Below are 24,118 nucleotides of genomic sequence, written 5' to 3' on the forward strand. Positions count from 1 at the left end.
AGGATGAGGAAGGGTCAGGATCAAGTGCCATCCGTCGGGCGCGACAAGGGATGGTGGCGCAGCACCAGTTCCTTGAGATGTTCGTCGAGCACATGGGTATAGATTTCGGTCGTCGAAAGATCGGCATGACCCAGCAAGGTCTGGATTGCGCGCAGGTCTGCACCGCCTTGCAGCAGATGCGTGGCGAAGGCGTGGCGCAACACGTGGGGCGTGACCCGCGCGGGCGAGATACCGGCCGAAACGGCAATATCCTTGAGCAGCCCGTGGAACCCTTGCCGCGTCATGTGCCCCTCTTTGCTGGTCGAGGGGAACAGGAAGCGCGAGGGTGGCGTACGCCGGCTGATGCGCGCCTCTTCCTCGGCTGCGTCGCGCAGCTTGAGCCAGTCGCCAAGCGCCTCTCGGGCAGGAGTGGACAGGGGCACCATGCGTTCCTTGCCACCCTTGCCGCGGATCAGCAGCACTGCCGGATCGCCCCGCGCGGCTGAGACGGGCAGCGAGACCAGCTCGGTCACGCGCATTCCGGTGGCGTAGAGCATCTCCATCAGGCAGCGGTTGCGGATCTGCTCGGGCAGGCTGCGGCCCTGATCGCGCGCGGCTTCCAGAAGGGCGTCAACCTCGGCCACGGTCAGCGTCTTGGGCAGGCGCTTGGCCTTGCCCGGTCCGCGCAGGCGGATGGAGGGGTTGTCGGCGCGCCAGCCTTCCTCATATGCGAAGCGAAACAATTGTCGGATCGCCGACAGGCGCCTCGCGCGGGTCGATTGCGCAAGGCCCTCTGCTTCGCAGCGGATCAGGTACTGCTCGATATCGGACTGTGAAAGCGTCTCGAAGCTTAACGATTTCGCATGAGCATAGTCAGCGAAGTAGCTGAGATCACGACCATATCCCAAAAGCGTGTTGCGCGCGGCACCGGCCTCGGCGGCTTGCGCTTCGAGGAATGCGGAGATCCAGCGCGGATCTGGCGGCGCGCTCATCCGCGGCGCTCCAGGATGATCAGTTGCAGGCCGGTGCGCCGGGCCACATCGTCGAGCCCCACGTAGCGCATCAGCGACAGCCCCGCGACAAGGCGGCGGTAGTCGCCCTTGGCGCCCTCGGTGATGTCATCAATGGCGTTCAGCAGGGCTTCGCCCAGCTTGCCCGGCACCAGATGGGCATAGGGCGCGGGAACCTGGCCGGGCGTGATGTCGAAGACCTGCTTCAACGCAAGGCCAAGCTGGTCCTGCACGGGAATGCCTGTTGTGCCGCCGCGCGCAATGCCGATCAGCAGCCGCTCGTCGAGATTGGCCGGGCTGCGCGCCGCAGCGATATCCTGATAATGGTCGGTCAGGAGGCCGAGCCGGAAAGCCAGCGCGCCTGCATCGCCTTCAAGGCCCGCCTGCGCAACGCGCGTCCCGTAAAGCGCCGCCAGCGCGGGCTCCAGCTCTAGCGCCTGCATCGCCTCGTAGGCGGCGGGCAGCACTTCGGACAGCGCGTCGGTGTCTTCGCGTTCAAGCGCGGTGTCGAGATCGCCGATGATCCGCACGCGATCCCAGACCCCGCCCGAAGCGGCCGCGCGCCGCTCGGTGTAAAGGCCCAGAAGCTGGTTGGGGTCGAGCGCGCCCATCCGCGTCAGCCGCTCGGCGGCCTCAATGCGGGCTTTCCAGCCGGTGTTCGCGCGCAGGTCCGATTGCGCGAAGGCGACAGGTAGCGGGCCGGTCGGCATCGGCTGACCGATGGCCTCCATCATCCGGAAGACCAGCGGAGAGGGGCGGCTTGGCGGCGGCAGATCCTCGGTGTCATCCGCCAGTTCGGGTTCCAGAAAACGCTCCAGCAGCGCCGCGACCTCATCGTCGATCTTGCCAAGCGCGCGGCCGGTGCCGAGGGTCAGCACCGCGGTATCCCAGTTGCCCTGACGCGCAAGGCAGAAAATGCGCGCCGAATAGGAGGGGGCGACCGAGGGCGTGCGCTCCATGATCTCGCAAGCTGCGCCTTCCTCGCCCAGCAAGAGCGCGACGTCGAAATGGCGGCGGAAAATCTCGGGGTCGGTGGGGTCGGATTGTTCGAGCATCGCCAGCGCGGGTTCCAGCGCGCCAAGATCCAGCAGCCGGTCGATACGCGCCAGAAACAGCACGTTGCGCCCATCAGGCGCGCGCAGGCGGGGGGGCTGCAACTCGGCCAGCAACAGCTCGATCAGCAGCGACTGGATTGCGGGCAGGGTGTCCAGACGCTCCTTGCGCAGCGCCTCCGCCAGATCGGTTTCGGGCGTGTTCCCCCAAAGGCCAGGCGGAAGCCCGGTCTGCGATGGCGGCAGCAATCCCAGACCGTTTGCAGAAGGCCGATCGAGCGAGCTGATCGCGACATCCTCGGTGCCGACACCTTCGGTCACGGGCGGTTCGCTCAGTGGTTGACGCGATGCCGCCGACGTTCCCGGCGCCATCACCGCAGGGGTCACGACCGAGCGCGACAGCCAATCAATGGCCGACATCGGCTCTGTTTCGGCCGAAGCGGACGAGGCAAGAAACGCCCCGAAAAGAATGGGAATCAGAGCTTTGCGCTCAGTTGCCACTCGTGCCCCCCGGGAGGGAGATCTCGACGGTCTGCTCGGAGCTTTCCGGGGACATGTCGCCGAAATAGGCGAAGCCCACGACGGCCAGCGCGCCCAGAACTACCAGCGTGAGAATGGCCTTGAAGATGCGCCCCATGGTCTGCCTTTCGTTTCTTCTTTTGGTTCGGTGCGGTTCGTTTTGCCCGATGGGGGCCGGAAAGCCCATATCCGATGCGATTATATATGGCATTTCTTGGAAGTTCACGCCATTCAAGGCGCAGACGATCACGATTGCGCAAGGGACCGCCGATTGGCGCGAATTTGCGCAAGCCAGACGGAGACCCGACGTGTCCAAGACGAGTTCCAGACCGCAAGCCCTGCGCAAGACGGTTGTCCTCGTGGGGATGATGGGGTCGGGCAAGACGGCCGTCGGCACTGCCTTGGCGCGACTGCTTGGGGTGCCGTTTCTGGACAGCGACGAAGAGATCGTGAAGGCCGCGCAAATGCCGGTGGCCGAGATTTTCGAGCGCGACGGTGAGCCCTTCTTCCGCGCCCGCGAATCGGAGGTGATCGAGCGGCTGCTTTCGGGTCCGCCTGCCGTGGTCTCGACCGGCGGCGGGGCGTTCATGTCCGAACGCAATCGCGAGATGATCGCGCGGCTTGGGGTTTCGGTGTGGCTGAAGGCCGATCTTGAGCTGCTGTGGAACCGGGTGAAACACAAGAACACGCGCCCGCTTTTGCGCACGGCCGATCCGAAAGCGACGCTGACCAACCTTCTGGCGCAGCGCGAGCCGGTTTACGCGCTGGCTCAGGTCGCCGTCGAGGCCGAGCCTGCCCTGCCGATCGAGGCGATGGCGCAGAAGGTTGCAGATGCTTTGCAGGCCCAGGGCGGCCTGTTCGAGGAGGAATAAGATGCGCGAAACGGTGCGGGTTGAGTTGGGCGAGCGCGCCTATGAGGTGCGGATCGGCTCGGGGCTGGTAGCAAATGCCGGGGCCGAGATTGCGCCCTTGCTGCGCCGTCCGCGCGTGGCGGTGATCACCGACGAGACCGTCGGCGCCCTGCATCTTGAGGCCCTGCGCGCCGGTCTTGGCGATGTCGAGATGGTCAGCCTTGCGTTGCCCGCGGGCGAGTCCACCAAAAGCTGGCCGCATTTTGCCCGCGCGTGCGAATGGCTGTTGGAACAAAAGGTCGAGCGCAAGGATATCGTTGTTGCTTTCGGCGGTGGGGTGATCGGCGATCTCGTCGGTTTCGCGGCGGCCGTACTGCGGCGCGGTGTGCGCTTTGTTCAGATCCCGACAACGCTCTTGGCGCAGGTGGATAGCTCGGTCGGCGGCAAGACCGGGATCAACGCACCGCAGGGCAAGAACCTGATTGGCGCGTTCCACCAGCCCTCGCTGGTGCTGGCCGATATTGACCTGCTCGACAGCCTACCCAAGCGCGACTTCCTGGCCGGCTATGGCGAGGTGGTGAAATACGGCCTTTTGGGTGATGCAGCCTTCTTCGATTGGCTGGAGACCAATGGCCCGCTGCTGGCGGCGGGCGACAAGGTTGCCCGGCTGCGCGCGGTGACGCGCTCGGTCGAGATGAAGGCCGAGATCGTCGCACGTGACGAGACCGAAGAAGGCGACCGGGCGCTTTTGAACCTTGGGCATACCTTCTGCCACGCGCTGGAAGCCGCCACCGGTTATTCGAGCCGCCTGCTGCATGGCGAGGGCGTGGCCATCGGTTGCGCGCTGGCGTTCGAACTTTCGCAGCGTCGTGGCCTGTGCAGCCAGGAGGCACCAAGCCGGGTGCGGGCGCATCTGGCCGCCATGGGCATGAAGGTGGATCTGGCCGATATTCCAGGTGACCTGCCGGAGAGCGAGGGGCTGATCGAGCTGATGGCGCAGGACAAGAAAGTCCTCGACGGCAAGATGCGCTTCATCCTGGCGCGCGGGATCGGGCAGGCTTTCGTCACCTCGGACGTACCGCGCGATGTGCTGAAATCGGTGCTCGATGACGCGCTGCGTAGCCGTCAGGGCTGAGCGGCGCTTCAGTCGAACTCTGCCGTCCGCCGCATCAGCAGCGCCGCGGCGGCCGAGCAGATCAGCGTGGCCACAACAATTGGCGTGGCGGTCCCGTTGAACAGCAACCCGACCGGCGCTGCGATCAGCACCGCGCCCACGGTCGACACAGCGGTCACCGCCGAGGCCACCGTGCCCGCGATATGGCCCATCTTCTGCATCGCCAGCGCATTCAGATTGCCGAAGGTCACGCCCGCCATGAAGAACACGCTGACCGACCAGGCAAACACAACGGCAAAGCCGAACCCGTCTTGCGGCAGGCCAAGGCCGAGCAGACCGAGCATCAGTGCGGAAGATACCACCTGCATGAGATAGGCTGCGCTTACGATCGGGCGCATCCCGACATGCACGACGAAGCGGGCGTTCAACACCGACCCCGTTCCCGCCAGCAATGCCATCAGCGCAAACCACTTGGGGAAGCTGTCTCCCGCGCCATAGGCCGCAAAAAGCTGCTGCGACGAGGACAGAAGCGCGAACATCTGCCCAAAGCCGAGCGTCAGGACCGCCGCGTAAAGGCGCACTGCGCGATCAGAGAACACTTCTTTGACACCGGCGAACACCGCAGCCGGTCGCAGCGAGCGCCGGGCCGCGCGCGGGAGGGTCTCTGGCTGGCGGAGATTGACCCAGGAAAGGCCGAAGATGCCGAAGACGACAAAGGCCCAGAAGACGCCGCGCCAGTTGCTCAGATGAATGATCATTGCGCCGATCGAGGGCGCAATCGCGGGCACAAGGATGAAGATCATCATGATGATCGATGTCACGCGCGCCATCTCGCGGCCGGCGTAGATGTCGCGCACCAGTGCCATCGACACGATCCGCGGCGCGGAGGCACCGAGGCCCTGGATGAACCGCGCGGCCAGAAGGGTTTCCAGGCTGCCCGCCTGTGTCGCGAGCATCGCTCCAACAACAAAGATTACGATGCCCACGTTGATCGTCGGCTTGCGTCCGAACGCGTCCGAGATCGGTCCGACGACGAAGGTGCCGACCCCGAGACCCAGTACAAAGGCGGTCAGCACCAGTTGCGCGCTGTTCACATCCTCGGGCGAGAGGGCCGCAGCGATCTGCGGCAATGCCGGCAGCATGGCGTCGATCGAGAAGGCGACCGTTGCCGTCAGCGTGGCGAGCATAGCGGTGAATTCAGGCAGGCTGAGGTGCCGCGACGCGACGGGCGGAGGCGATGCATGGGTCACAGAATAGATCCTTTACGGCGCCTAACTTAGCGCCGTCAGCGTCAATAGCCATATGCAGCGGTGCTCCGCCCCGCGCAGGGGGCTGTGCAGAAATGCTCAGTCCGCGGGGCTGTCCTGCGCCAGCAACTCGTCGATGACCTGCAGCCAGGTTTCGGTCGGTTGCGCGCCAGACAGGACATATTGATTGGCGATGACGAAGGTGGGCACGGCGTTCACACCGCGCTCGCGCGCATGAGTTTCGCGCTCGGCGATGACATCCAGATCGGCGTCCGAGGCCAGCAGGCGAGCAACCATGTCGCGGTCCATTCCCATCTGCGCACCGACATCGGCCAGCACTTCGGCGTCGCCGATATCGCGCCCCTCGCGCCAATAGGCGCGCATCAGCGCTGCGAAGACGGGGGTCTGGCGCCCCTCGATCCCGGCCCAATGGATCAGGCGATGTGCATCGCGGGTATTGGGCATGGTCTGGATCGAGGCGACGTCCAGCTCGATCCCGGACTCTTTCGCGGCGTCTAGGACTTGCACATAGTAGCGCGCGGCGTCGGCGCGGCCGAACTTGGCCTCAAGGTAGGCGGCACGCGGCATCCCGCCCGCGGGCATCGCCGGGTTTAGCTGGAACGGATGCCAGGCGATGACGAAGGGATGGTTCGGGCGGGCCTCCAGCGCGCGGTCAAGCCGTGCCTTTCCGATCAGGCACCAGGGGCAGACGGGGTCGGCAAAGATATCGAGGCGGATCATTGTTCGTTCTCCGGCGGCAGAGGCCAGCCTGCGCGCAGGGCGCGGCGGTCGATCTTGCCATTGGCGTTGCGGGGCAGGGTGGCGACGTGGCGCCACAGGCGGGGCTGTTTGTAGCGCGCAAGGTTCTGCGCGGCATGCGCGGTCAGGGATGCTTCACTCGCCGCTCCGGTCCAGGCAAGCGCGATCACCGAGGCCTCGGCCTTGACGCGGATCTCGACGGCGGCGACCTCTCCGGCATCGGGGCAGGCGGCTATCGCGGCCTCGACCTCAAGCGGCGAGACCCGGAAGCCACCCGCGTTCATCATGTCATCGTCGCGCCCAAGGTAGGAGATCGCACCATCCCCGGCCATTGCAGCGCTGTCGCCGGTCAGAAACCATTCACCGTCAGGGGTGAAGCGCGCGGCCGTTTCCCCGGGTTGCTCCCAATAGCCAAGAAACAGGCCGGGGTCGGTGCGGTGCACCGCCAGTATGCCCGCCGCGCCACGGGCCACAGGCACGCCGGTTGGGTCCAGCACAGCGATGCTGCGGCCGTCTTGCGGGTATCCCATTGCGCCCTCTGGCGCCGGACGCGTGGGTGAGGCCGAGATGAAGGTCGAGCATTCGGACATCCCAAGTGCCTCGAAAATCTTGGCCCCGGTAGCTTCGTTCCAGCGCGCACGGATCGAGGCGGGCATGGCTTCGCCCGCCGTCAGGCAATGGCGCAGGCGCGGCAGAGACAGCTTCGCATGTTGCTTGAGGATCTGTCGATAAACACCGGGAACAGCAGCGAAAATGGTGGCATCAAAGCGACGAAGCAGCAGCGGTAGCTTGTCGGGTGTCACCCCCGCGCCGGGGATCAGGGCGGTCGCGCCAAGCGTCCAGGGGTCCATCAAACCGGTGCCGAGCGTATAGGTCCAGTTGAAGGCCCCGGCGTGCAACAGGCGGTCAGCGCCGGTCATGCCATACCATCCCTGATGCATCATCTGGCGCGCCCAGATTGCGCGATGGGCATGCATCACGGCGCGCGCCCGCCCCGAGCTGCCCGAGGTGTAGATCAGGTAAGCCAGCCGGTTCGGATCGCCCATCGCATAGTCGCAGGGGGGCAGAGCCTCGAACCCGCGCAACGCCGCCTCGGGGATAATCAGCGCGGGCCAGTCGGGCAGGGCGATCCCTTCGCCCGCGATGATCGCGGCGGGGCGGATCTCCTGCGCGATGCGTGTCACCTCAGGCACCGTCAGCTGCGACGACGTTGGCACCGGTACAAGGCCCACGGCAATGGCGCCAAGGAAGGCCACGGGAAACTCGGGCGTGTTGCCAAGCCGCAGCAGGACGCGGTCGCCGGGGGCGAGACCTGCGGCCAGAAGGCCGGTGCCCGCGCCGCGCACGGCGGCCTCAAGGCGAGCGTAGGACCAACGCTCCGCCCCGGTGGGGCGCAGGATCTGCATCGCGCTGCGCTCGCCCATGCTTGGCGCGCAGGCCAGCACATGCGCCGCGAGGTTGAACGCGGCGGGCGGCGGGGCAATCGGGGGCGAGGCATAGACAGCGATCATATAGGTCTGCTACGTCCAAGCCGGTTCCGATGCAAGTCAGAGGCCAGGATGGGCGAGATCGAGCAGGCTAAAATCATTCGCATCGCGCGCGAGAGCGGCGAGGAAATCTCGCCCGAGCCGATCGATCTGGCTTCGCGTGTGCGCGAACTGCGCCGCGCCCGTGGCTGGACGCTGGAGCAGGCGGCGAATGCCGTGGGGCTGGCGCGCTCGACGCTCTCGAAGATCGAGAACGGGCAGATGTCGCCGACCTATGAGGCATTGAAGAAACTGGCCGAGGGGCTGGAGATCTCAGTTCCGCAGCTGTTCACGCCGCCCTCAAAGGGGCAGGTGATGGGGCGGATGGCGGTGACCAAGTCGGGCGAAGGTGCCGCGCATATCACCACGACCTACGAACATGAACTGCTGGCGGGCGCGCTGCGCACCAAGCAGATGCTGCCCTACCGTGCCCGCATCCGCGCGCGCAAGGTCGAGGAGTTCAACGGCTGGGTGCGCCATGATGGGGAAGAGTTCCTCTATGTCCTGACGGGCGTCGTGCGGCTTTACACCGAGTTCTACGAGCCCGTCGAACTCAAGCGCGGCGACAGCGCCTATTACGACGCCTCGATGGGCCATAACCTGATCTCGGTCAGCGCCGAGGATGCGACCGTGCTCTGGGTAACCTCGCTTAGCTGATCACTCGCGCCCGTCGTCGCCAAAGCGGGAATCGTCATCATACTCATCCTCGCCCTCGGGGACGTATTTGGCCGAGAGGGCGATGGAATGGTTGTCGTGACGCGGGTCCATCACCACGTCCGAGGGTAGCTCGCCCATCATCCATTCGCGGATTTCCTCGCGCGCGTCGCCGGGTTCCTGACCGGACAGTTCGGCGATATAGACGATGAAGGCGCGCTGATCACCGTCGATCTCTTCCAGTTCCGCCTCGTCGGCCTCAGGCCAGCGATCCAGAATGGCGTCGTAAAAGGCTGCCCAGTTTTCCTGTATGTGATGCCATTTCATTGACAACTCCTTGCCGGGGCGCGACTCCTTCGCTCGCACGCCCTTGGTAAAGTTTGCGCCTCAACGTCTCGAAAGAAAAGGAAAATCGCGCGGGCAGAAGGTGTCAGAACCAGCCCTGAACCGTGCGCGCGCCGCTTGAGACGTCATCGCCCACACCCGCGACAGTGTTACAGCCAGCCAGTGCCCCCGCCAGGGCTGCCAGAAGGATCAGTTTCTTCATTGCGCTTCCTCATACCACCAGACATCGGGCTGAAAGCCCGGCCAATCCCCGTATAGCGGAAGCCGCTCGGGGAAGTGAAGTTCACGAATATGTGCCAGCCGCGACACGCGCGAATACCAGCCGGGGATCACGTAGCGCCCGGCGGTCAGAATGCGGTCGAGCGCCTGGGTTGCAGCGACGAAATCCTCGGTCTCGCGCGCGCTGACCATGGCGGTGACCATGGCCTCGGCGGCGGGCACATTCATGCCCATCCAGTTGCGCGAGCCCGGCTCCGCCACGCCGCGCGCGCCCCAGTAGAGCATCTGCTCATTGCCCGGCGAGAGTGACAGCGCGCGCACATACCAGGCCATGTCGAAGTCATAGGAGTTGGTGCGCGCAGTGTACTGCGCGTCGTCGATATTGGTCACCTTCGGGAAGATGCCAAGCCGCGAGAGCCCCTCGACGTAGATATCAACAACCGAAGAGGTCTCGGCGGCACCCTGTTGCAGGACGATTTCGAAGGTGAAGGGAGTGCCGTCCGCGTTCTTCAGCACGCCGTCCTTGTCCACCTGCCAGCCGGCCTCCTCAAGCAGCTTGATGGCCTTGCGGGTATTGCCGCGGTTGAGTTCCGACCCGTCCGACGACGGCAGTTCGTAGCCATCGATGACGCCGGGCAGCAGATCGGCCGCGAAGGGCGCAAGCAGTTCGGCAACCTTGCCCTGCGCTGCGCCCGGCTGCATCCCCAGAACCGAGTTCGAGAAGAACGAGGTGATGCGCGGTTCGCTGCCGTCATTCAGCGTGGCGTTGATGAACTCGAAGTTGAAGGCGAGCATCATCGCCTCGCGCACGCGCCAGTCTGCGAAGACCGGTTTGCGGGTGTTCATCACCAGACCCTGAATGCCCGAGGGGCGCTGGTGCGGGATCTCGGATTTGACGACGCGGCCATCCTGAACCGCCGGAAAGTCGAAATCGCGCGCCCATTTCGCGGCGTTGGTTTCGCGCCAGGTGTCGATCTCGCCGCCCTTGAAAGCCTCGAAGACGACCCCGCCATCGCCGAAATAGTCGTAACGGATCTCATCGAAATTGTGCTGGCCGCGGTTGAAGCCCAGATCTTTACCCCACCAGTCGGGGTTACGCCGCAGGCTGATGTATTTGCCCTGCTCGACCCGGTCGATCAGGTAGGGGCCGGAGCCGACGGGCGTGGTCAGCGTTTCCTCGGCGAAGGTCTTTCCGTCCCATTGCGCCTTCTTGAGCACGGGGCGCATCCCCATCAGCAGCGCAAGCTCGCGATCGGGCTCAGAGAAGGTGAGACGCAGGCTGCGCGGCCCGGTCTGCTCCATCTTGGCAACCTTGCGCCAGGCGTTCTGGTAGCGCGGGTGGCCCTGGGTGCCGAGGGTCTCATAGGACCACATCACGTCTTCGACAGTGACGGGCGAGCCATCTGAAAAGCGCGCGCTTTCGCGCAGGGTGAACTCGACCCACGAGCGCGCCTCGTCGGTCTCAACGCTTTCGGCGAGCAGCCCGTAGAGGGTGAACGGCTCATCATAGCTGCGACCCATGAGCGATTCGGTGACATAGGCGGAAATCCCCTGCGCGGCGCGCCCCTTGAGGATCCAGGGGTTGAGGCTGTCGAAGCTGCCCGATTCGCCCATCCGGATTCTGCCGCCCTTCGGGGCGTCCGGGTTGGCATAGGGAAGGTGTGCGAAACCCTCGGGCAGGGCGGGGGCACCGTACATGGCGATCCCGTGCTGCGGCTCTGCCCAGGCGGTGGCCCCAAGCAAAACAGGGCTAAGCGCCAAGAACGCGGCCCGCAGAGCACGAATAATCACCGATCTCACCATTGCGACACACCCTGTCTAACGTCCGAATTTGAACTGCAAGCTAAACGCCGACGCGGGGTTAGGCAAACTTTTCCCTTGGATAGGCGAGAGGTTAGGCGTATATAGAAAGCACTGCTCGATAGGTTTCTTGCCTGTATGAAACCTGCCTCATGACTTAACGCCCGCCTTGTGCGGGCGTTTTTTTCTGCCTCGCTCCTCCCTTCACAGTTTTTTGTTCAAGCGGCATGGATATTGCCGCGCAGTGGGATAATCTCGCGCCGGAAATCCGTTGGAAGGAGAGAGATGACCATGACGCTCAAGGGAAAGACCGCCATCATTACCGGCTCTAATTCGGGCATCGGGCTCGGCGTGGCGCGGGAGCTGGCAAGGGCGGGGGCGAATGTTGTGCTGAACTCCTTCACGGACCGGCCCGAGGACCACAAGCTGGCCGAGGGTCTTGGGAAGGAATTCGGCGTCGTCGCGCGGTATATCAAGGCCGATATGTCAAGCGCCGAGGACTGCCGCGCGTTGGTCGAGCAGGCGGGTATCTGCGACATCCTCGTGAACAATGCGGGGATCCAGTATGTCTCGCCGATCGACAGCTTCCCGGTGGACAAGTGGAACGCGATCATCGCGGTCAACCTCAGCTCGGCCTTCCACACCACGGCTGCGGCGCTGCCGATGATGCGCGAGGCCGGTTGGGGCCGCGTCGTCAACATCGCATCTGCGCACGGGCTGACGGCTTCGCCCTACAAGTCGGCATATGTCGCGGCCAAGCACGGCGTCGTCGGGCTGACCAAAGTCACCGCGCTTGAGACGGCGGAAGAGCCGATCACCTGCAACGCGATCTGCCCGGGCTACGTGCTGACCCCGCTGGTCGAGGCCCAGATCCCCGATCAGATGAAGACCCACAACATGGGCCGCGAAGAGGTCATCAAGAAGGTGATGCTTGAACGCCAGCCCTCGCGCGAGTTCGCAACGGTCGAGCAACTGGGCGGCACTGCTGTCTTCCTGTGCTCGGATGCGGCAGCGCAGATCACCGGGACGACGATCTCGGTCGATGGCGGCTGGACGGCACTCTAATGAACGCGGCGCCGGGGCGAGGGCCTCGGCGCCGTGATCGCTGAGGGCGGGCCTTATTGCGGCGCGCGCTCTTTCGTGGCGGGTTTGTCGGGCGATTTCGGGCTTGGATAGACCAGACCGGCCGAGATGATCAGCTTCGCGGCATCCTCGACACCCATGTTGAGGTAGGTGATCTGCGACTGCGGTACAAACAGCAGGAAGCCCGAGGTCGGGTTCGGCGTCGTCGGCAAGAACACCGAGATCAACGGATCATCCGGATCGGCATTGCTGGCGATCTCACCCTTCGCGCGCGAGGATACAAAGGCGACCGCCTTGAGCCCCGGGCGGGGATATTCGATCAGACAGGCCTTGTCGAACTTGGCCTCGCCCTGCGACAGGACGGTTTCGGCGATCTGCTTGAGCCCGTTATAGACCGAGCGCACGACCGGCATACGATCCACCAGCCGCTCTCCGGCGCGCAGCAGCGATCGACCGATCAGACCCTTGGCGAGCCAGCCCACGATGATCGTGAAAAGCAGGAAGATCAGAACGCCGATACCGCGCAGGTTGATGCCGACATACTGCTCGGGGCGCCACGGGTGCGGCACCATCGGCAGCACCCAGCTATCGACCCATCCGGCGACGGTCCACATGATCCAGACCGTCAGGCCGATCGGTGCAATGACCACAAGCCCGGTCAGGAATGAGGCCCGCAGCCCCGCGAAAACGCTTCTGCGGCGGTGGGGCTCGGGGGGCGGCGTGGTCATGTGGTGATCCCTATGGGTGTTTCCCGTTAGTTAGGGGTGCCCAATTCAAGGCGCAATGGGCGCGCTAACGCCGCGCGCAGATTTCGGCAGCTATGCGGCTTGCAAGCCGCGCATTGTTCAGAACAAGGGCAATATTGGAGGCCAAAGAGCGTCCATCGGTCAGCTCAAAGATGCGTTGCAGAAGAAAGGGAGTCACAGCCTTCGCGGCAATCCCCCGTGCGGCAGCCTCGGCCAGCGCGGTTTCGATTACCGGAACGATCTCTTCGCGCGCGATCTCAGCCTCGGGCGGGATCGGGCTGGCAACCAGTTGTCCACCGTTCAGGCCCAGTTGGGCGCGCATCAGATGCGCCTCGGCGATCTGCGCGGCGGTATCGGCGCGTAGCGGTGCCTTGAGCCCCGAGTTGCGCGACCAGAAGGCCGGAAACTCGTCTTGGCCAAAGGCGATCACCGGCACGCCATTGGTTTCCAGAACCTCCAGCGTCTTGGGCAGATCGAGGATCGCCTTGGCGCCCGCGGCGACGACCGTCACCGGGGTCAGGCCGAGTTCCGCGAGGTCGGCCGAGATGTCGAAACTGTCTTCGGCCCCGTGATGCACGCCGCCGATGCCGCCCGTCGCGAAAACGGCGATGCCCGCAAGCGCGGCGCAAATCATCGTGGCGGCGACGGTCGTCGCCCCGGTCCCGTTCGCGGCAAGGCATACCGCCAGGTCAGCCCGGCTGAGCTTCATCACATCCTCGGCCTGCGCAAGGCGCTCCAGTTCCTCGTCCGTCAGGCCAATATGGATATGCCCGCCCATGATCGCGATGGTCGCGGGGGTGGCGCCGGCAGCGCGCACCTCGGCCTCGACCGCGCGGGCGGTCTGCAGGTTCTGCGGATAGGGCATCCCATGTGTGATGATCGTGGATTCGAGCGCCACGACAGGTTTGCCCGCATCAAGGGCGGCGCGGACTTCGGGGGCGAAGGTGAGGGGGGCGGTCATATGGCCATTTCTCCGGAAACGTAACGCGCTGCGGCCTTGAGCGCGCAGGCAAGGGCTTCGGCGCGTGGGGCACCGTCGCGTTCGGCGACAAGATGCGCCGCCATGAAAGTATCACCCGCGCCGGTGACCCGGGTCACCATGACGGCGGGCGGGGCTGCAACCAGAACGCTTTGCTCATCCCCAATACGCGCACCGTCCGCAGCCGCCTTGCCGCCATCGGTCACCAGCGCACGTGTCGCCCCGCGCGCCAGCAGACCGCGCGCGGCAGCCTCGGCGCTGTCGAATTCGCGCTGGCACAGGATGCCGGCCTCTTCGAGGTTCACATAAAGCGTCGTTCGCGGGTGGCGCAGCAGGGGGGCAAGACGCTCGGCCTTGCCGGGGCTGGCGGGGGCCACACGCAGATCTGCGCGCGCGAAGAGGGGCGAACGCGCGATCTCGGACAGCAGCGCCTGGGTCAGGTTGCCATCAAGCGCAATCGGCCCGGACCACGGGGCCGCAGCGCTGCCTAGGCGACCGTCGGCCAGCGGGCGCAGGATCTTGTCGCCTGCCTGCTCCAGTGAATGCGCATCGGCAATGGCGGCGATCAGGCCGTTCGCGCCCTCGATTGCCATGTAGCGGTCGGTCGGCAGGTCGTCCGAGCGGTAGAGATAGCGGCAGTCGATGCCCTGCACCTCGGCCTCGGCAATCAGGTCGGCGCCCTGGCTGTCGCGTCCGATGGCGGTCAGGATTGCCGGGCGCAGGCCAAAGCGAGTCAGCGTCATGGCGATATTCATTGCCACACCGCCCGGCAGGCGCAGGATATGGCCTGGCACATCCGAGCCCGCGCGCATATGAACCGAGGCACGCCCGATGATGTCCCACAGGACCGAGCCGATGCAAAGGATGTCGGGTTTGTCTGTCATGCCTCTTGGTGCATCTCATTGTTGGCCGACGCAAGAGGGCAGGGGGTTGCCATGGCGATCAATGGGGGCTATATCGCGCGCACTTCACAGGCGGAGGCGGGCCTTCGGGGGAGAAATCCCCGTTCGGTCCACCGGTTGGGGTAATCCCCCTGATCCTCCGCTCAGGCGCAAACCGGAAAAGGAATTGGACATGGCGCTTCCTGAATTCTCCATGCGTCAGCTGCTCGAAGCTGGCGTTCACTTTGGCCACCAGACGCAACGCTGGAACCCGCGTATGGCGGAGTTCATCTACGGCGACCGCAACGGTATCCACATCGTCGACCTGACCCAGACCGTCCCGATGCTGGACGCTGCTCTGCAAGTCGTGCGCGACACCGTCGCCAAGGGCGGCCGCGTTCTGTTCGTCGGCACCAAGCGTCAGGCCTCGAAGGCCGTCGCCGAAGCCGCTGAAAAGTGCGCCCAGTATTACATGAACCACCGTTGGCTGGGCGGCACGCTCACCAACTGGAAGACCGTTTCGCAGTCGATCCAGCGTCTGAAGCAGATCGACGAAGTGCTCGCCTCGGGCGCCGAAGGTCTGACCAAGAAAGAGCGCCTCCAGATGGAGCGCGAGCAGACCAAACTGCAAGCCTCGCTCGGCGGTATCCGCGAGATGGGCGGTCTGCCGGACCTGCTGTTCATCATCGACGTGAACAAGGAAGACCTCGCCATCCTCGAAGCCCAGAAGCTGGGCATCCCGGTTGTGGCCGTGGTTGACACCAACTGCTCGCCCAAGGGCGTTGACTACATCATCCCGGGCAACGATGACGCCGCGCGTGCCATCGCGCTCTACTGCGACCTCGTGAGCCGTGCGGCTCTCGACGGCATGACCGCCCAGATGGGCGCTGCCGGCGTCGATCTCGGCGCGCTCGAAGAAGCGCCCGTCGAGGAAGCTGCCGAGGCCTGAGGCCTCGTCCGTCACACGGATGACATCGGGCGGGGGTAACCCCGCCCAGACCCAATTCAGAGGAGAGATCCCATGGCGATTACCGCTGCGATGGTGAAAGAGCTGCGCGAAACTTCGGGCGCAGGCATGATGGACGCCAAGAAGGCGCTGACCGAGACCAATGGCGACATGGAAGCCGCCATCGACTGGCTGCGCACCAAGGGCCTGGCGAAAGCCGCCAAGAAAGCCGACCGCGTGGCCGCCGAAGGCCTGATCGGTGTGGCTGTTGATGCCGGCCGTGGCGTCGCCATCGAGATCAACTCGGAAACCGACTTCGTCGCCAAGAACGCCGACTTCCAGAACCTGGTCCGCGAGATCACCAAGATCGCGCTGGAAACCGGTGAATCGGTTGAGGTCGTCAAGGCCGCCGATCTGAACGGCGAGACCGTCGAGCAGGTCCTGACCAACGCCATCGCCCGCATCGGCGAGAACATGACCTTCCGCCGCATGCACATGCTCGAAGGCGACAGCGTTGTGTCCTACGTTCACAACTCCGCGGCCGAAGGCATGGGTAAGATCGGCGTGCTCGTCGCGCTGAAGGGTGATGCGGCCAAGGCGCAAGAGATCGGCAAGCAGTTCGCGATGCACATCGCGGCGACCAACCCGCTCTCGCTCTCGGAAGCGACCCTCGATCCGACCGTTGTCGAGCGCGAACTGCAGGTGCAGACCGCCAAGGCGCTGGAAGAGAACGCGACCTCGGCCAAGCCGAAGCCGGAGCAGGTGATCCACAACAACATCATCCCGGGCCGGATGAAGAAATTCCTCGCCGAGAACACGCTGCTCGGCCAGGCTTTCGTCATCAACCCGGATCTGACCGTCGAGCAGGCCGCCAAAGAGGCCGGCGTCGAGATCACCGGTTATGCCCGCGTCGCCGTTGGCGAAGGCATCGAGAAGAAAGAAGAGGACTTCGCCGCCGAAGTCGCCAAGACCATGGCTGGCGCCTGATCTTTCGCCTCGCACAAACAGAACGCCGCCCCGACCGGGCGGCGTTTTGCTTTGTCTGGGTCCGTTTCTCAGCCTCAGAAATGAGAAAGGCCGGACGTCCGAGAATACGAACGCCCGGGCCTAGTCCGGAAAACCGGAGAGCTAGTCCGCTATCGGAACAATCATCGACCTCGTTCCAGCCCTTGTTCCTGGCCAAAGCCACCACTCACGGAACCATTCTAGGAAACCATATCGGCAGAAAAACGCCAGTCCGGTTTTCCTGACCTTTCAGTAGTTTTTGCTGCGTTGCGGCGGCGGCCCTGCAAGGAATATCTGTTTTTGCACTGAGGCCTTCAGAACTGCCTGCGCTGTCGTCTCGACATCCAGCGCATCGCGGGTCAGGCGCAGGTGTTTTTCCACGGTCGCGACCGTCAGGCCCATGATCGTCGCGATGTCGGCCGCCGTTTTGCCGTCGGCGACCCATTCGAGCACCTCGCGCTGCCGAGGGGTCAGCGAGCCACGCTTGGTCTTGTAGGGCAGGGACGATATCCGCAGATGGGTGACATTGTTGATCACCATGAGTTCACGGCCATACTCGTTCCAGATCGCGTCGACCTCGTGCTGGCGCAGATCCTCGCGCGCGCAGAGGCCAATCCCCCCCTTGGTGCGCACATTGACATCGGGAAAGCTGATCGACACGCCCGCGCGCACGCCGTGGCGCAGGTTGAGTTCGACCACTTTCATCTCGGCCGCGTCAAGCTTGCCTGCCTCCATCTGCTCGGCGATCCAGCGCCACGAGCAATAGCCGACATTCTGCGCGGCCCATTTGACCATCGGGCCGTCGTTGAACGCGCCAGTGTCTAGGAACGCGGTCAGATAGGCCGGATCATGGTTCGACAAGATCAGCGTATCGTCGAGATTCCCAAAGCCGTTGGAGGTATGAAAACGGGTGAGTGCATAGAGAAGCCGGTCAAATCCGTATTGCGCCATGCGCTCGCAATGCAGCGCCCAGATGGAGTCGATGTCCTCGCAATTCAGAATCTGTTCGAGGTGTTCGAGCATTTGCTCTCCAAAGGGCGATCCATTGTAGCCTCAGCCGCCCCGGCCATGGCGGAGGCGATTGTTGCAGTAAGGGAAACGGTAACTGTGCGCGTTGCGCTGAATCTATAACCTATCTAATTCGTCCGCCGCAAGTTGCAGCAAGAAAACAAATCAAAACGGCTGGAAAACGAAATATGCTATCGCGCGGTCTCGCAGCGGGGGGCGCTTTGGATTCCCATCGTCAGGTCGGGCGAAAGGGCGCAGAGCGCGTCATGATGGGTCAGGAACACCTGCCCGCCGAGATGCGTGATGAGGTCGGAGCGTTTCAGACGGTCCATCACCGGCCCCTTGACCTCGGACAGATGCAGCAGAACGCCCGCGTCCTTGAGCTGCTGGTTCACCGCCTCAAGTGCCTCAAGCGCCGAGGAGTCGACGAAGTTGACCGCCGGGCAGTTCAGAACCACGTGCCGGATGGCGGGATCGCCGGCGACGGCGCCATAGATCGTGTCTTCAAGAAAGCGCGCATTGGGAAACCAGAGGCTTGCATCGACGCGCAAAGACAACACATCCGGCGCGGTGATGACGCGATGGCGGTTGATGTTGCGGAAATGCTCGGTCCCCGGAACCTGGCCCAACACGGCATAATGTGGGCGCGAGCTGCGCCACAGTTGCATGAGCACCGATAGACCAACGCCGGCAGAGATCCCGGCCTCGACGCCGATACCCAAGGTTACAATGATCGTCGCGACCATCGCCAGAGCGTCGCCGCGCGAATAGTTGTAGGTGCGCCGGATCGCGCCCAGATCGACAAGGCTGAGCACCGCGACAACGATGGTCGCAGCAAGGGTCGCTTGCGGAAGGTAGTAAAGCGCCGGGGTCAGCAGCAGCGTGGCCAGCCCCATGCCGATCGCAGTAAAGGCCCCTGCGGCGGGCGTTTCCGCCCCGGCATCGAAATTCACGACCGAGCGCGCAAACCCGCCGGTGACCGGAAAGCCCCCCGAGAAGGCCGAGGCCAGATTTGCCCCCCCAAGCGCCACCAGTTCCTGATCCGGGTCGATCCGCTGGCGCCGTTTCGCGGCCAGTGTCTGCGCGACCGAGATTGTCTCGACATAGCCGACAATGGAGATCAGCAGGGCTGGCACTGCCAGTTGCGCCCAAAGTGCGAGGTCGAGCGGCGGCATTGCGGGGGTGGGTAGTCCTTGCGGAACGCGGCCCACGACGCGCACTCCTTCGGCCTCAAGGTTAAGCCCCCATGTCGCCAGAATCGTTACGAAGACCGCGAAGACCGGAGCCGCCCGCACCATCAGCCCTGCAAGTCGCGCCCGCAGGCCGAGCGCCATCAATGCGCCGCGCAGGCCGTTGCGCGCCCAGAACAGGAAGGCGACGGCTCCGATGCCGATGATCAGTGTCGGTGTGTTTGTCGCGCCCAACTGCTCGGTCAGTGACCCGACGATCTCGGGCAATGTCTTACCATTCGCCGAGATGCCCAAAAGGTGCTTGATCTGACTGGCGGCGATCAGGATGCCCGAGGCCGAGATGAAGCCGGAAATGACCGGGTGGCTCAGGAACGACGCGATGAAGCCAAGGCGCAGGAAGCCCATGGCCAGCAGCATCGCGCCAGACAGGAAGGCCAGCGCGATGGCTGCGCCCAGATACTCGGGCGTGCCTTTGGCGGCGATCTCACCCACCGCGGCGGCGGTCATCAGCGACGCCACCGCAACCGGCCCGACGGCAAGCGCGCGCGAGGTGCCTAAGAGCGTGTAAAGCAGCAGCGGCGCGATCGAGGCGTAGAGGCCCACGTGTGCGGGGAGCCCGGCCAGCAAGGCATAGGCCAGCGACTGAGGGATCAGCATGATCGTGACTATCACTGCCGCGACCAGATCGGCCTCAAACGTCGCGCGGTGGTAGTTCGGCGCCCATGTCAGAATCGGAAAATATCTTTTCAACATGGGCGCTTGCGCGGCCTTTCTCTAGCGATTGGCGGCGTGCTGCGCCAAGAGCGGCACGAGACCCGAATGGTCGTAGCCCGCCTTCGCCGCCAGCGAGACGATCTCGTCGATCGGGCGCGCGCCAGCCTCCGACATCGCCCAGAGATGCGACGAGCGCGTGCCAGAACGGCAATAGGCAAGCACCGGCCCCTCGATCTGCGACATGGTGGCCTCGAAGGCGGCGACCAGATCGGGCGTCATCGCGCCCGGGTAATAGGGCAGGTGAACATAGACCATGCCGACCGCAGCGGCAGCCTCGGCCATGGCGTGGCTGTCGAGCTGCGCCTCGATCTCTTCATCGGGGCGGTTGTTGATCAGGGTGCGATACCCCATGCGGGCCAATTCGGCCACATCCTCGGGGGTGATCTGCGGCGCCACCGCAAACTCCGGCGTAATCTGCCGCAACTCCATGCCTGTCTCCTGCCACGCGTTCCGTTAGAGCCCGTTGACCGGAACCTTGAGATAGGTCCTTCCGTCATCCTCGGGCGGGGGCATCTGCCCGGCTCGCATGTTTACCTGCAGCGAAGGGATGATCAAGCGCGGCATCGCAAGGGTTGCATCGCGCTCGGTCCGCATCTTGACGAAATCGTCCTTGGACTTGCCGCCGCCGATATGGATGTTGCGAGCGCGCTCTTCGGCGACGGTGGTTTCCCACTGGTAGTCCTCGCGCCCCGGGGGCAGGTAGTCATGCGCCACGAAAACGCGCGTCGCATCGGGCAGGGCGAGGATCTTCTGGATCGAGACATAGAGCGCCTCGGCCGATCCCCCGGGGAAATCGCAGCGCGCAGTACCGTAATCGGGCATGAAGAGCGTATCGCCCACAAAGGCCGCGTCGCCGATCACATAGGTCAGACAGGCCGGCGTGTGCCCCGGCGTGTGCAGGACATGGCCGTCCAGCCCGCCGATTTCGAAGCTGTCGCCCTCGACGAAGAGCTTGTCGAACTGCGAGCCGTCGCGCTGGAATTCGGTGCCCTCGTTGAAGATCTTGCCGAAGGTGTCCTGCACGATCTTGATACGGTCACCGATACCGATCTTGCCGCCGAGACGCTCCTGGATATAGGGCGCGGCCGAGAGGTGGTCGGCGTGCACATGGGTTTCGAGGATCCAGGCCACGCTGAGGCCGTTTTCGCGGATATAGGCGATCACCGCATCGGCCGAGCGCGTATCGGTGCGCCCGGAGGCGTAGTCGAAATCAAGCACGCTATCGACCACCGCGCAGGCGGTGCTTTGCGGGTCCTTGACCACATAGGTCACGGTATTGGTCGCCTCGTCGAAAAAGGCCTGAACGACGGGTTTGAGCATTTTCTCCTCCTGCGGTCGGACGGATTTCTGCGCTTCATATGGGGTCGGCGCGGGCGCGATCAATCGGCTGCGGCGGTGACCCAAGGAAAGTGCGACACAATGCCGGGCAGCATAGCATAGTCCGAAAAGGCGATGGCATGGGGCAGATCGGCGACCGGGGTCTTTCGGTAGCCTTCGGTGTACAGCAGGAACGGCTGACCTGCGGCGGCGGCGGTTTCGGCATCGACCTCGCTGTCGCCGACATAGAGCATCCGCTCACGCCCAAGCACCTGATGCGCCGTCAATAGCGGCAGCGGGTCGGGCTTGCGTACCGGCAGGGTGTCACCGCCGATCACGACATCAAAAAGCGTATCGAGCGCGAAATGGCGCAGCACGGCCATGGTGGGCGCAATCGGCTTGTTGGTGCAGATCCCGAGCGGATGACCCGCCAGTGCCAGGGCCTCAAGCGCCCCGCGCACGCCGGGATACAGCGCGGTCAGGGTCACGGCCTCTTCGTAGCGTGCGGTGAAATCGGCGACCATGCGGGTATGTAGCGGGCCGTGCGGGTCGGCCTCGGACGCCTCCAGCAGGCGGTGCACCAGATGCGGCACGCCCTTGCCCACGAAGCTGCGCACCTGTGGCAGCGTCAGCGGGGCAAAGCCATGCTCGGCCAGAACGGCGTTCGAGGCGGCGTGGATGTCGGGCGCCGAGTCGATCAGCGTTCCGTCGAGATCGAAGACGATCGAGGGCAGCGACATGGTCAGACCTTCCACTTGATCGAGCAGCCCATCGAGGCGACCTGTTCGCGCGGGCCCTGGCCGGTCTCGGCCACCAGCATCATCGCTTCGAACAGCTCGCGCCGCGCATCCGTGGGGCCGGGGTTGCGCCCCGAGGCATCCAGACGCCCGCGGTATTGCAGCTCATCCTGTGCGTTGAAGCCGAAGAAATCAGGTGTGCAAGCAGCGCCGTAGGCGCGGGCGACCTCTTGGGTTTCGTCATAGAGATAGGGGAAGGAGAAGTGCTTTTCGCGCGACATGCGGAGCATATTGATGAAGCTGTCGTCCGGGTAGGCATCGGCATCGTTCGCGCTGATCGCGGCCACCCCGATCCCTGCGGCTTGCAGGGCGGCGGCGTCACGCAGCAACCGGTCCATGATCGCCAGCACATAGGGACAATGGTTGCAGATGAACATGATCAGCGTGCCCTTCGGGCCGCGGATGTCGTCGAGGCTCCAGTTCTTGCCATCGGTGCCGGACAGCACGAAGCCGGGCGCTTTCCAGCCGAAATCGCAGACGGGAGGGGTGACGGCCATGCTGTGCTCCTTCGTGCGGCTGATCCGGTGTCATCGTCAACCTAGCCAGAGCGCCGCGCAAGGCAAGCCTTGGCGGCGCCCTTTGGTCAGGCTTCGGGGATGAAGCGGAAGGCGTCGCCCGCGCGTTCGACGCGCCCGACGCCGCCTTCGGGCAGGTGGAAGCCGACCATCGGCATGGTGCCGTCGGCAAGCATCCCAAGCAGATCGAGGCGCGTCTTGGCGCCCATCTCTGCGTCCTGATCCGAGCCGGAGGCCCAGGACGGCGCCTCAAAGGCCATATGCGCGTTGGCGATGGCATCACCGACGATCAGTGCAGATGTATTGCCCTGGCGTACCTCGAACGACATATGGCCCGGCGTATGGCCGTAGCTTGCACGCGCGCCGATACCAGGGATTATTTCCTCACCATCCTCGAATGTTACGATGCGATCTTCAAGTGTCTGTAGGCGTCGGATAGCGCCTGCGGCGAAGGTCTCACGCCCACCGCTGATAGTGCTGACGGTGTTCGGGTCGGCCCAGTAATCATACTCGGCGCGGCCCATCAGATGGGTTGCGTTCGCAAAGATCGGCTCGTCGAAATCGTCGAGCACACCCCAGAGGTGGTCGGGATGGGCATGGGTGAAGACGACATGCGTGACCTCATCGGCAGTTACGCCAAGCACATCGAAGGCTTCCGCAAGCTTGCCGGCAGTGGGCATGAAATCCGGGCCCGAGCCGACGTCAAAGAGAACCGTGTTGGTGCCGTCGCGGTAAAGCGTGACATTGCAGGGGGATTCGATCTCCGGGCCGCTCAGCCCATGCCGAGCAAGCAGATCGGGCGCGCCCGGATTGTCCGAAATGAACCCGATCGGCAGCACGAGATGCCCGTCCGAAAGTGTGTCGAGCGTTGCTGTGCCCAAAGCCAGTTGGCTGGCGGCGAAGCTGCGTGCGGGCAAGAGCCCGCCGACCCCGGCCGCCAGGGCCGTTCGTAGAATCGTGCGGCGCGTAAGTTGCATTCCAGTCCTCCCTTACTGGCATTCATGCATTCGAATATGAATGCATTTACCGGGAGGAGCAAGCAGCCTTAGCGCGCGGCCTCGGCGGCGGACCGGATTGCGCGGATATTCTCGCCATAGGGGGCAGGGTTGTTGACCGAACCGCCCTTGAAAACGGCCGAACCCGCCACCAGCACATCCGCACCGGCCGCAGCCATCAGCGGCGCGGTTTCCGGCGTGATGCCGCCGTCGATCTCGATATGGATCGGACGATCGCCGATCAGCGCGCGCAGCGCGCGCACCTTGTCGATCTGCGAGTGGATGAACTTCTGCCCACCAAAACCGGGGTTCACTGTCATCACGCAGATCAGGTCGAGTTGGTCGAGCAGATATTCAATGCCGTCGATGCCCGTGCCCGGGTTGATCGCAAGACCGGCCTTGCACCCCGCGCCACGGATCGCCTGAAGCGTACGGTGGATATGCGGACCGGCCTCGAGATGCGCGGTGATAACGTCGGCGCCCGCATCGGCGAAGGCGTCGATATAGGTATCGACCGGCGAGATCATCAGATGAACGTCCATCACCGTCTTGATGTGCGGGCGGATCGCTTGGCACAGCGGCGGCCCGAAGGTCAGGTTCGGCACGAAATGCCCGTCCATGACATCGACATGGACCCAGTCGGCGCCCTGCGCCTCGATGGCCTGAATCTCGCGACCGAAATCGGCGAAATCGGCGGACAGAATCGACGGGGCAATCTTGATAGAGCGATCGAAGCTGGTCATGGCATCCTCGGGGCAGGGCGGGGTTGTCTGGGCGCCTTTTCCCTCAAAGCGCCCGGTAACGCAA

The 24,118-nt window shown here is 64.3% G+C and carries 26 protein-coding genes; 6 read left to right on the forward strand and 20 right to left on the reverse strand.

Annotation, left to right across the window (positions count from 1 at the left end; translation table 11 throughout):
• Positions 1–20: 20 nt before the first annotated feature.
• The 3 genes from N3C64_RS00315 to N3C64_RS00325 form a co-directional block, all read right to left on the reverse strand.
• A complete protein-coding gene (locus N3C64_RS00315) occupies positions 21–971 on the reverse strand; it encodes a site-specific tyrosine recombinase XerD (protein ID WP_260010619.1) in 951 nt (316 codons plus the stop codon).
• A complete protein-coding gene (locus N3C64_RS00320; RefSeq protein ID WP_260010622.1) occupies positions 968–2,461 on the reverse strand; it encodes a hypothetical protein in 1,494 nt (497 codons plus the stop codon). Before N3C64_RS00320 ends, N3C64_RS00315 begins: the two co-directional genes overlap by 4 nt.
• A 70-nt stretch (positions 2,462–2,531) precedes the next feature.
• Entirely contained in the window at positions 2,532–2,678 is a 147-nt protein-coding gene (locus tag N3C64_RS00325) for a hypothetical protein (RefSeq protein WP_218629021.1), read from the reverse strand.
• Between the two features lie 190 nt (positions 2,679–2,868).
• Between N3C64_RS00325 and N3C64_RS00330 the strand changes: the two genes are divergently transcribed.
• A complete protein-coding gene (locus N3C64_RS00330; RefSeq protein WP_260010624.1) occupies positions 2,869–3,432 on the forward strand; it encodes a shikimate kinase in 564 nt (187 codons plus the stop codon).
• 1 nt (position 3,433) lies between these two features.
• Positions 3,434–4,546, forward strand: coding sequence for a 3-dehydroquinate synthase (gene aroB, locus N3C64_RS00335; RefSeq protein WP_260010627.1), 1,113 nt, complete (start codon positions 3,434–3,436; stop codon positions 4,544–4,546).
• 8 nt (positions 4,547–4,554) lie between these two features.
• On the opposite strand, the gene N3C64_RS00340 is transcribed toward aroB, so the two are convergent.
• The 3 genes from N3C64_RS00340 to N3C64_RS00350 form a co-directional block, all read right to left on the reverse strand.
• Positions 4,555–5,712 (reverse strand): multidrug effflux MFS transporter, encoded by a 1,158-nt coding sequence (locus tag N3C64_RS00340; RefSeq protein ID WP_260010629.1) that lies wholly within the window; start codon positions 5,710–5,712, stop codon positions 4,555–4,557.
• A 159-nt stretch (positions 5,713–5,871) separates the two neighbouring features.
• The gene (locus N3C64_RS00345; protein ID WP_260010631.1) at positions 5,872–6,513 is read right to left on the reverse strand and encodes a DsbA family oxidoreductase; all 642 of its coding nucleotides are present in this window, start codon (positions 6,511–6,513) and stop codon (positions 5,872–5,874) included.
• On the reverse strand, positions 6,510–8,042 hold the full coding sequence (locus N3C64_RS00350) for a class I adenylate-forming enzyme family protein (RefSeq protein WP_260010633.1): 1,533 nt from the start codon (positions 8,040–8,042) through the stop codon (positions 6,510–6,512). Before N3C64_RS00350 ends, N3C64_RS00345 begins: the two co-directional genes overlap by 4 nt.
• Before the next feature lie 48 nt (positions 8,043–8,090).
• On the opposite strand from N3C64_RS00350, the gene N3C64_RS00355 reads away from it, so the two are divergent.
• Positions 8,091–8,714 (forward strand): helix-turn-helix domain-containing protein, encoded by a 624-nt coding sequence (locus tag N3C64_RS00355; RefSeq protein ID WP_218629027.1) that lies wholly within the window; start codon positions 8,091–8,093, stop codon positions 8,712–8,714.
• Here the strand turns inward: N3C64_RS00355 and N3C64_RS00360 are convergent, their stop codons facing one another.
• From N3C64_RS00360 to N3C64_RS00370, 3 genes are all read right to left on the reverse strand, one after another.
• Entirely contained in the window at positions 8,715–9,038 is a 324-nt protein-coding gene (locus tag N3C64_RS00360; protein WP_218629028.1) for a hypothetical protein, read from the reverse strand.
• Positions 9,039–9,141: 103 nt separating this feature from the next.
• The gene (locus tag N3C64_RS00365) at positions 9,142–9,258 is read right to left on the reverse strand and encodes an entericidin EcnA/B family protein (RefSeq protein WP_218629029.1); all 117 of its coding nucleotides are present in this window, start codon (positions 9,256–9,258) and stop codon (positions 9,142–9,144) included.
• Positions 9,255–11,078 carry an extracellular solute-binding protein gene (locus tag N3C64_RS00370; protein WP_260010636.1) on the reverse strand — a complete coding sequence of 608 codons (1,824 nt, stop codon included), beginning with the start codon at positions 11,076–11,078 and terminating at the stop codon, positions 9,255–9,257. Before N3C64_RS00370 ends, N3C64_RS00365 begins: the two co-directional genes overlap by 4 nt.
• A gap of 288 nt (positions 11,079–11,366) precedes the next feature.
• Between N3C64_RS00370 and N3C64_RS00375 the strand changes: the two genes are divergently transcribed.
• A complete protein-coding gene (locus N3C64_RS00375; protein ID WP_260010650.1) occupies positions 11,367–12,140 on the forward strand; it encodes a 3-hydroxybutyrate dehydrogenase in 774 nt (257 codons plus the stop codon).
• A 53-nt stretch (positions 12,141–12,193) separates the two neighbouring features.
• Here the strand turns inward: N3C64_RS00375 and N3C64_RS00380 are convergent, their stop codons facing one another.
• The 3 genes from N3C64_RS00380 to N3C64_RS00390 all read right to left on the reverse strand — a co-directional run bounded on the left by N3C64_RS00380 (position 12,194) and on the right by N3C64_RS00390 (position 14,767).
• Entirely contained in the window at positions 12,194–12,886 is a 693-nt protein-coding gene (locus N3C64_RS00380) for a DUF502 domain-containing protein (RefSeq protein ID WP_260010652.1), read from the reverse strand.
• 64 nt (positions 12,887–12,950) lie between these two features.
• Positions 12,951–13,865: a pseudouridine-5'-phosphate glycosidase gene (locus N3C64_RS00385; RefSeq protein ID WP_260010654.1), complete on the reverse strand. Its 915-nt coding sequence runs from the start codon at positions 13,863–13,865 to the stop codon at positions 12,951–12,953.
• Entirely contained in the window at positions 13,862–14,767 is a 906-nt protein-coding gene (locus N3C64_RS00390; RefSeq protein ID WP_260010657.1) for a PfkB family carbohydrate kinase, read from the reverse strand. Before N3C64_RS00390 ends, N3C64_RS00385 begins: the two co-directional genes overlap by 4 nt.
• Positions 14,768–14,957: 190 nt before the next feature.
• On the opposite strand from N3C64_RS00390, the gene rpsB reads away from it, so the two are divergent.
• Together rpsB and tsf are read left to right on the forward strand one after the other, a co-directional pair.
• Positions 14,958–15,713 (forward strand): 30S ribosomal protein S2, encoded by a 756-nt coding sequence (gene rpsB / locus N3C64_RS00395; protein WP_218629034.1) that lies wholly within the window; start codon positions 14,958–14,960, stop codon positions 15,711–15,713.
• 72 nt (positions 15,714–15,785) lie between these two features.
• Positions 15,786–16,697, forward strand: a complete 912-nt coding sequence (tsf, locus tag N3C64_RS00400) for a translation elongation factor Ts (protein WP_260010660.1) — start codon at positions 15,786–15,788, stop codon at positions 16,695–16,697.
• Positions 16,698–16,964: 267 nt separating this feature from the next.
• Here tsf and N3C64_RS00405 read toward each other — a convergent pair whose 3' ends face one another.
• From N3C64_RS00405 to rpe, 8 genes are all read right to left on the reverse strand, one after another.
• Positions 16,965–17,738 (reverse strand): LuxR family transcriptional regulator, encoded by a 774-nt coding sequence (locus N3C64_RS00405; RefSeq protein ID WP_260010662.1) that lies wholly within the window; start codon positions 17,736–17,738, stop codon positions 16,965–16,967.
• Between the two features lie 176 nt (positions 17,739–17,914).
• Positions 17,915–19,666, reverse strand: a complete 1,752-nt coding sequence (locus tag N3C64_RS00410; protein ID WP_260010665.1) for a SulP family inorganic anion transporter — start codon at positions 19,664–19,666, stop codon at positions 17,915–17,917.
• Positions 19,667–19,687: 21 nt separating this feature from the next.
• Positions 19,688–20,116, reverse strand: a complete 429-nt coding sequence (locus N3C64_RS00415; RefSeq protein ID WP_218629038.1) for a TIGR01244 family sulfur transferase — start codon at positions 20,114–20,116, stop codon at positions 19,688–19,690.
• 24 nt (positions 20,117–20,140) lie between these two features.
• On the reverse strand, positions 20,141–21,007 hold the full coding sequence (locus N3C64_RS00420) for an MBL fold metallo-hydrolase (RefSeq protein ID WP_260010669.1): 867 nt from the start codon (positions 21,005–21,007) through the stop codon (positions 20,141–20,143).
• Between the two features lie 59 nt (positions 21,008–21,066).
• Entirely contained in the window at positions 21,067–21,744 is a 678-nt protein-coding gene (gph, locus tag N3C64_RS00425; RefSeq protein ID WP_260010672.1) for a phosphoglycolate phosphatase, read from the reverse strand.
• 2 nt (positions 21,745–21,746) lie between these two features.
• Complete coding sequence (locus tag N3C64_RS00430; RefSeq protein ID WP_260010674.1) at positions 21,747–22,298, reverse strand: thioredoxin family protein; 552 nt, start codon at positions 22,296–22,298, stop codon at positions 21,747–21,749.
• A gap of 86 nt (positions 22,299–22,384) precedes the next feature.
• The gene (locus N3C64_RS00435; protein ID WP_260010676.1) at positions 22,385–23,293 is read right to left on the reverse strand and encodes an MBL fold metallo-hydrolase; all 909 of its coding nucleotides are present in this window, start codon (positions 23,291–23,293) and stop codon (positions 22,385–22,387) included.
• Between the two features lie 68 nt (positions 23,294–23,361).
• Entirely contained in the window at positions 23,362–24,054 is a 693-nt protein-coding gene (rpe, locus tag N3C64_RS00440; RefSeq protein WP_260010678.1) for a ribulose-phosphate 3-epimerase, read from the reverse strand.
• Positions 24,055–24,118 lie beyond the last annotated feature (64 nt).

The organism is Sedimentimonas flavescens (assembly GCF_025154035.1).
Taxonomy (GTDB): domain Bacteria; phylum Pseudomonadota; class Alphaproteobacteria; order Rhodobacterales; family Rhodobacteraceae; genus Rhodobacter; species Rhodobacter flavescens.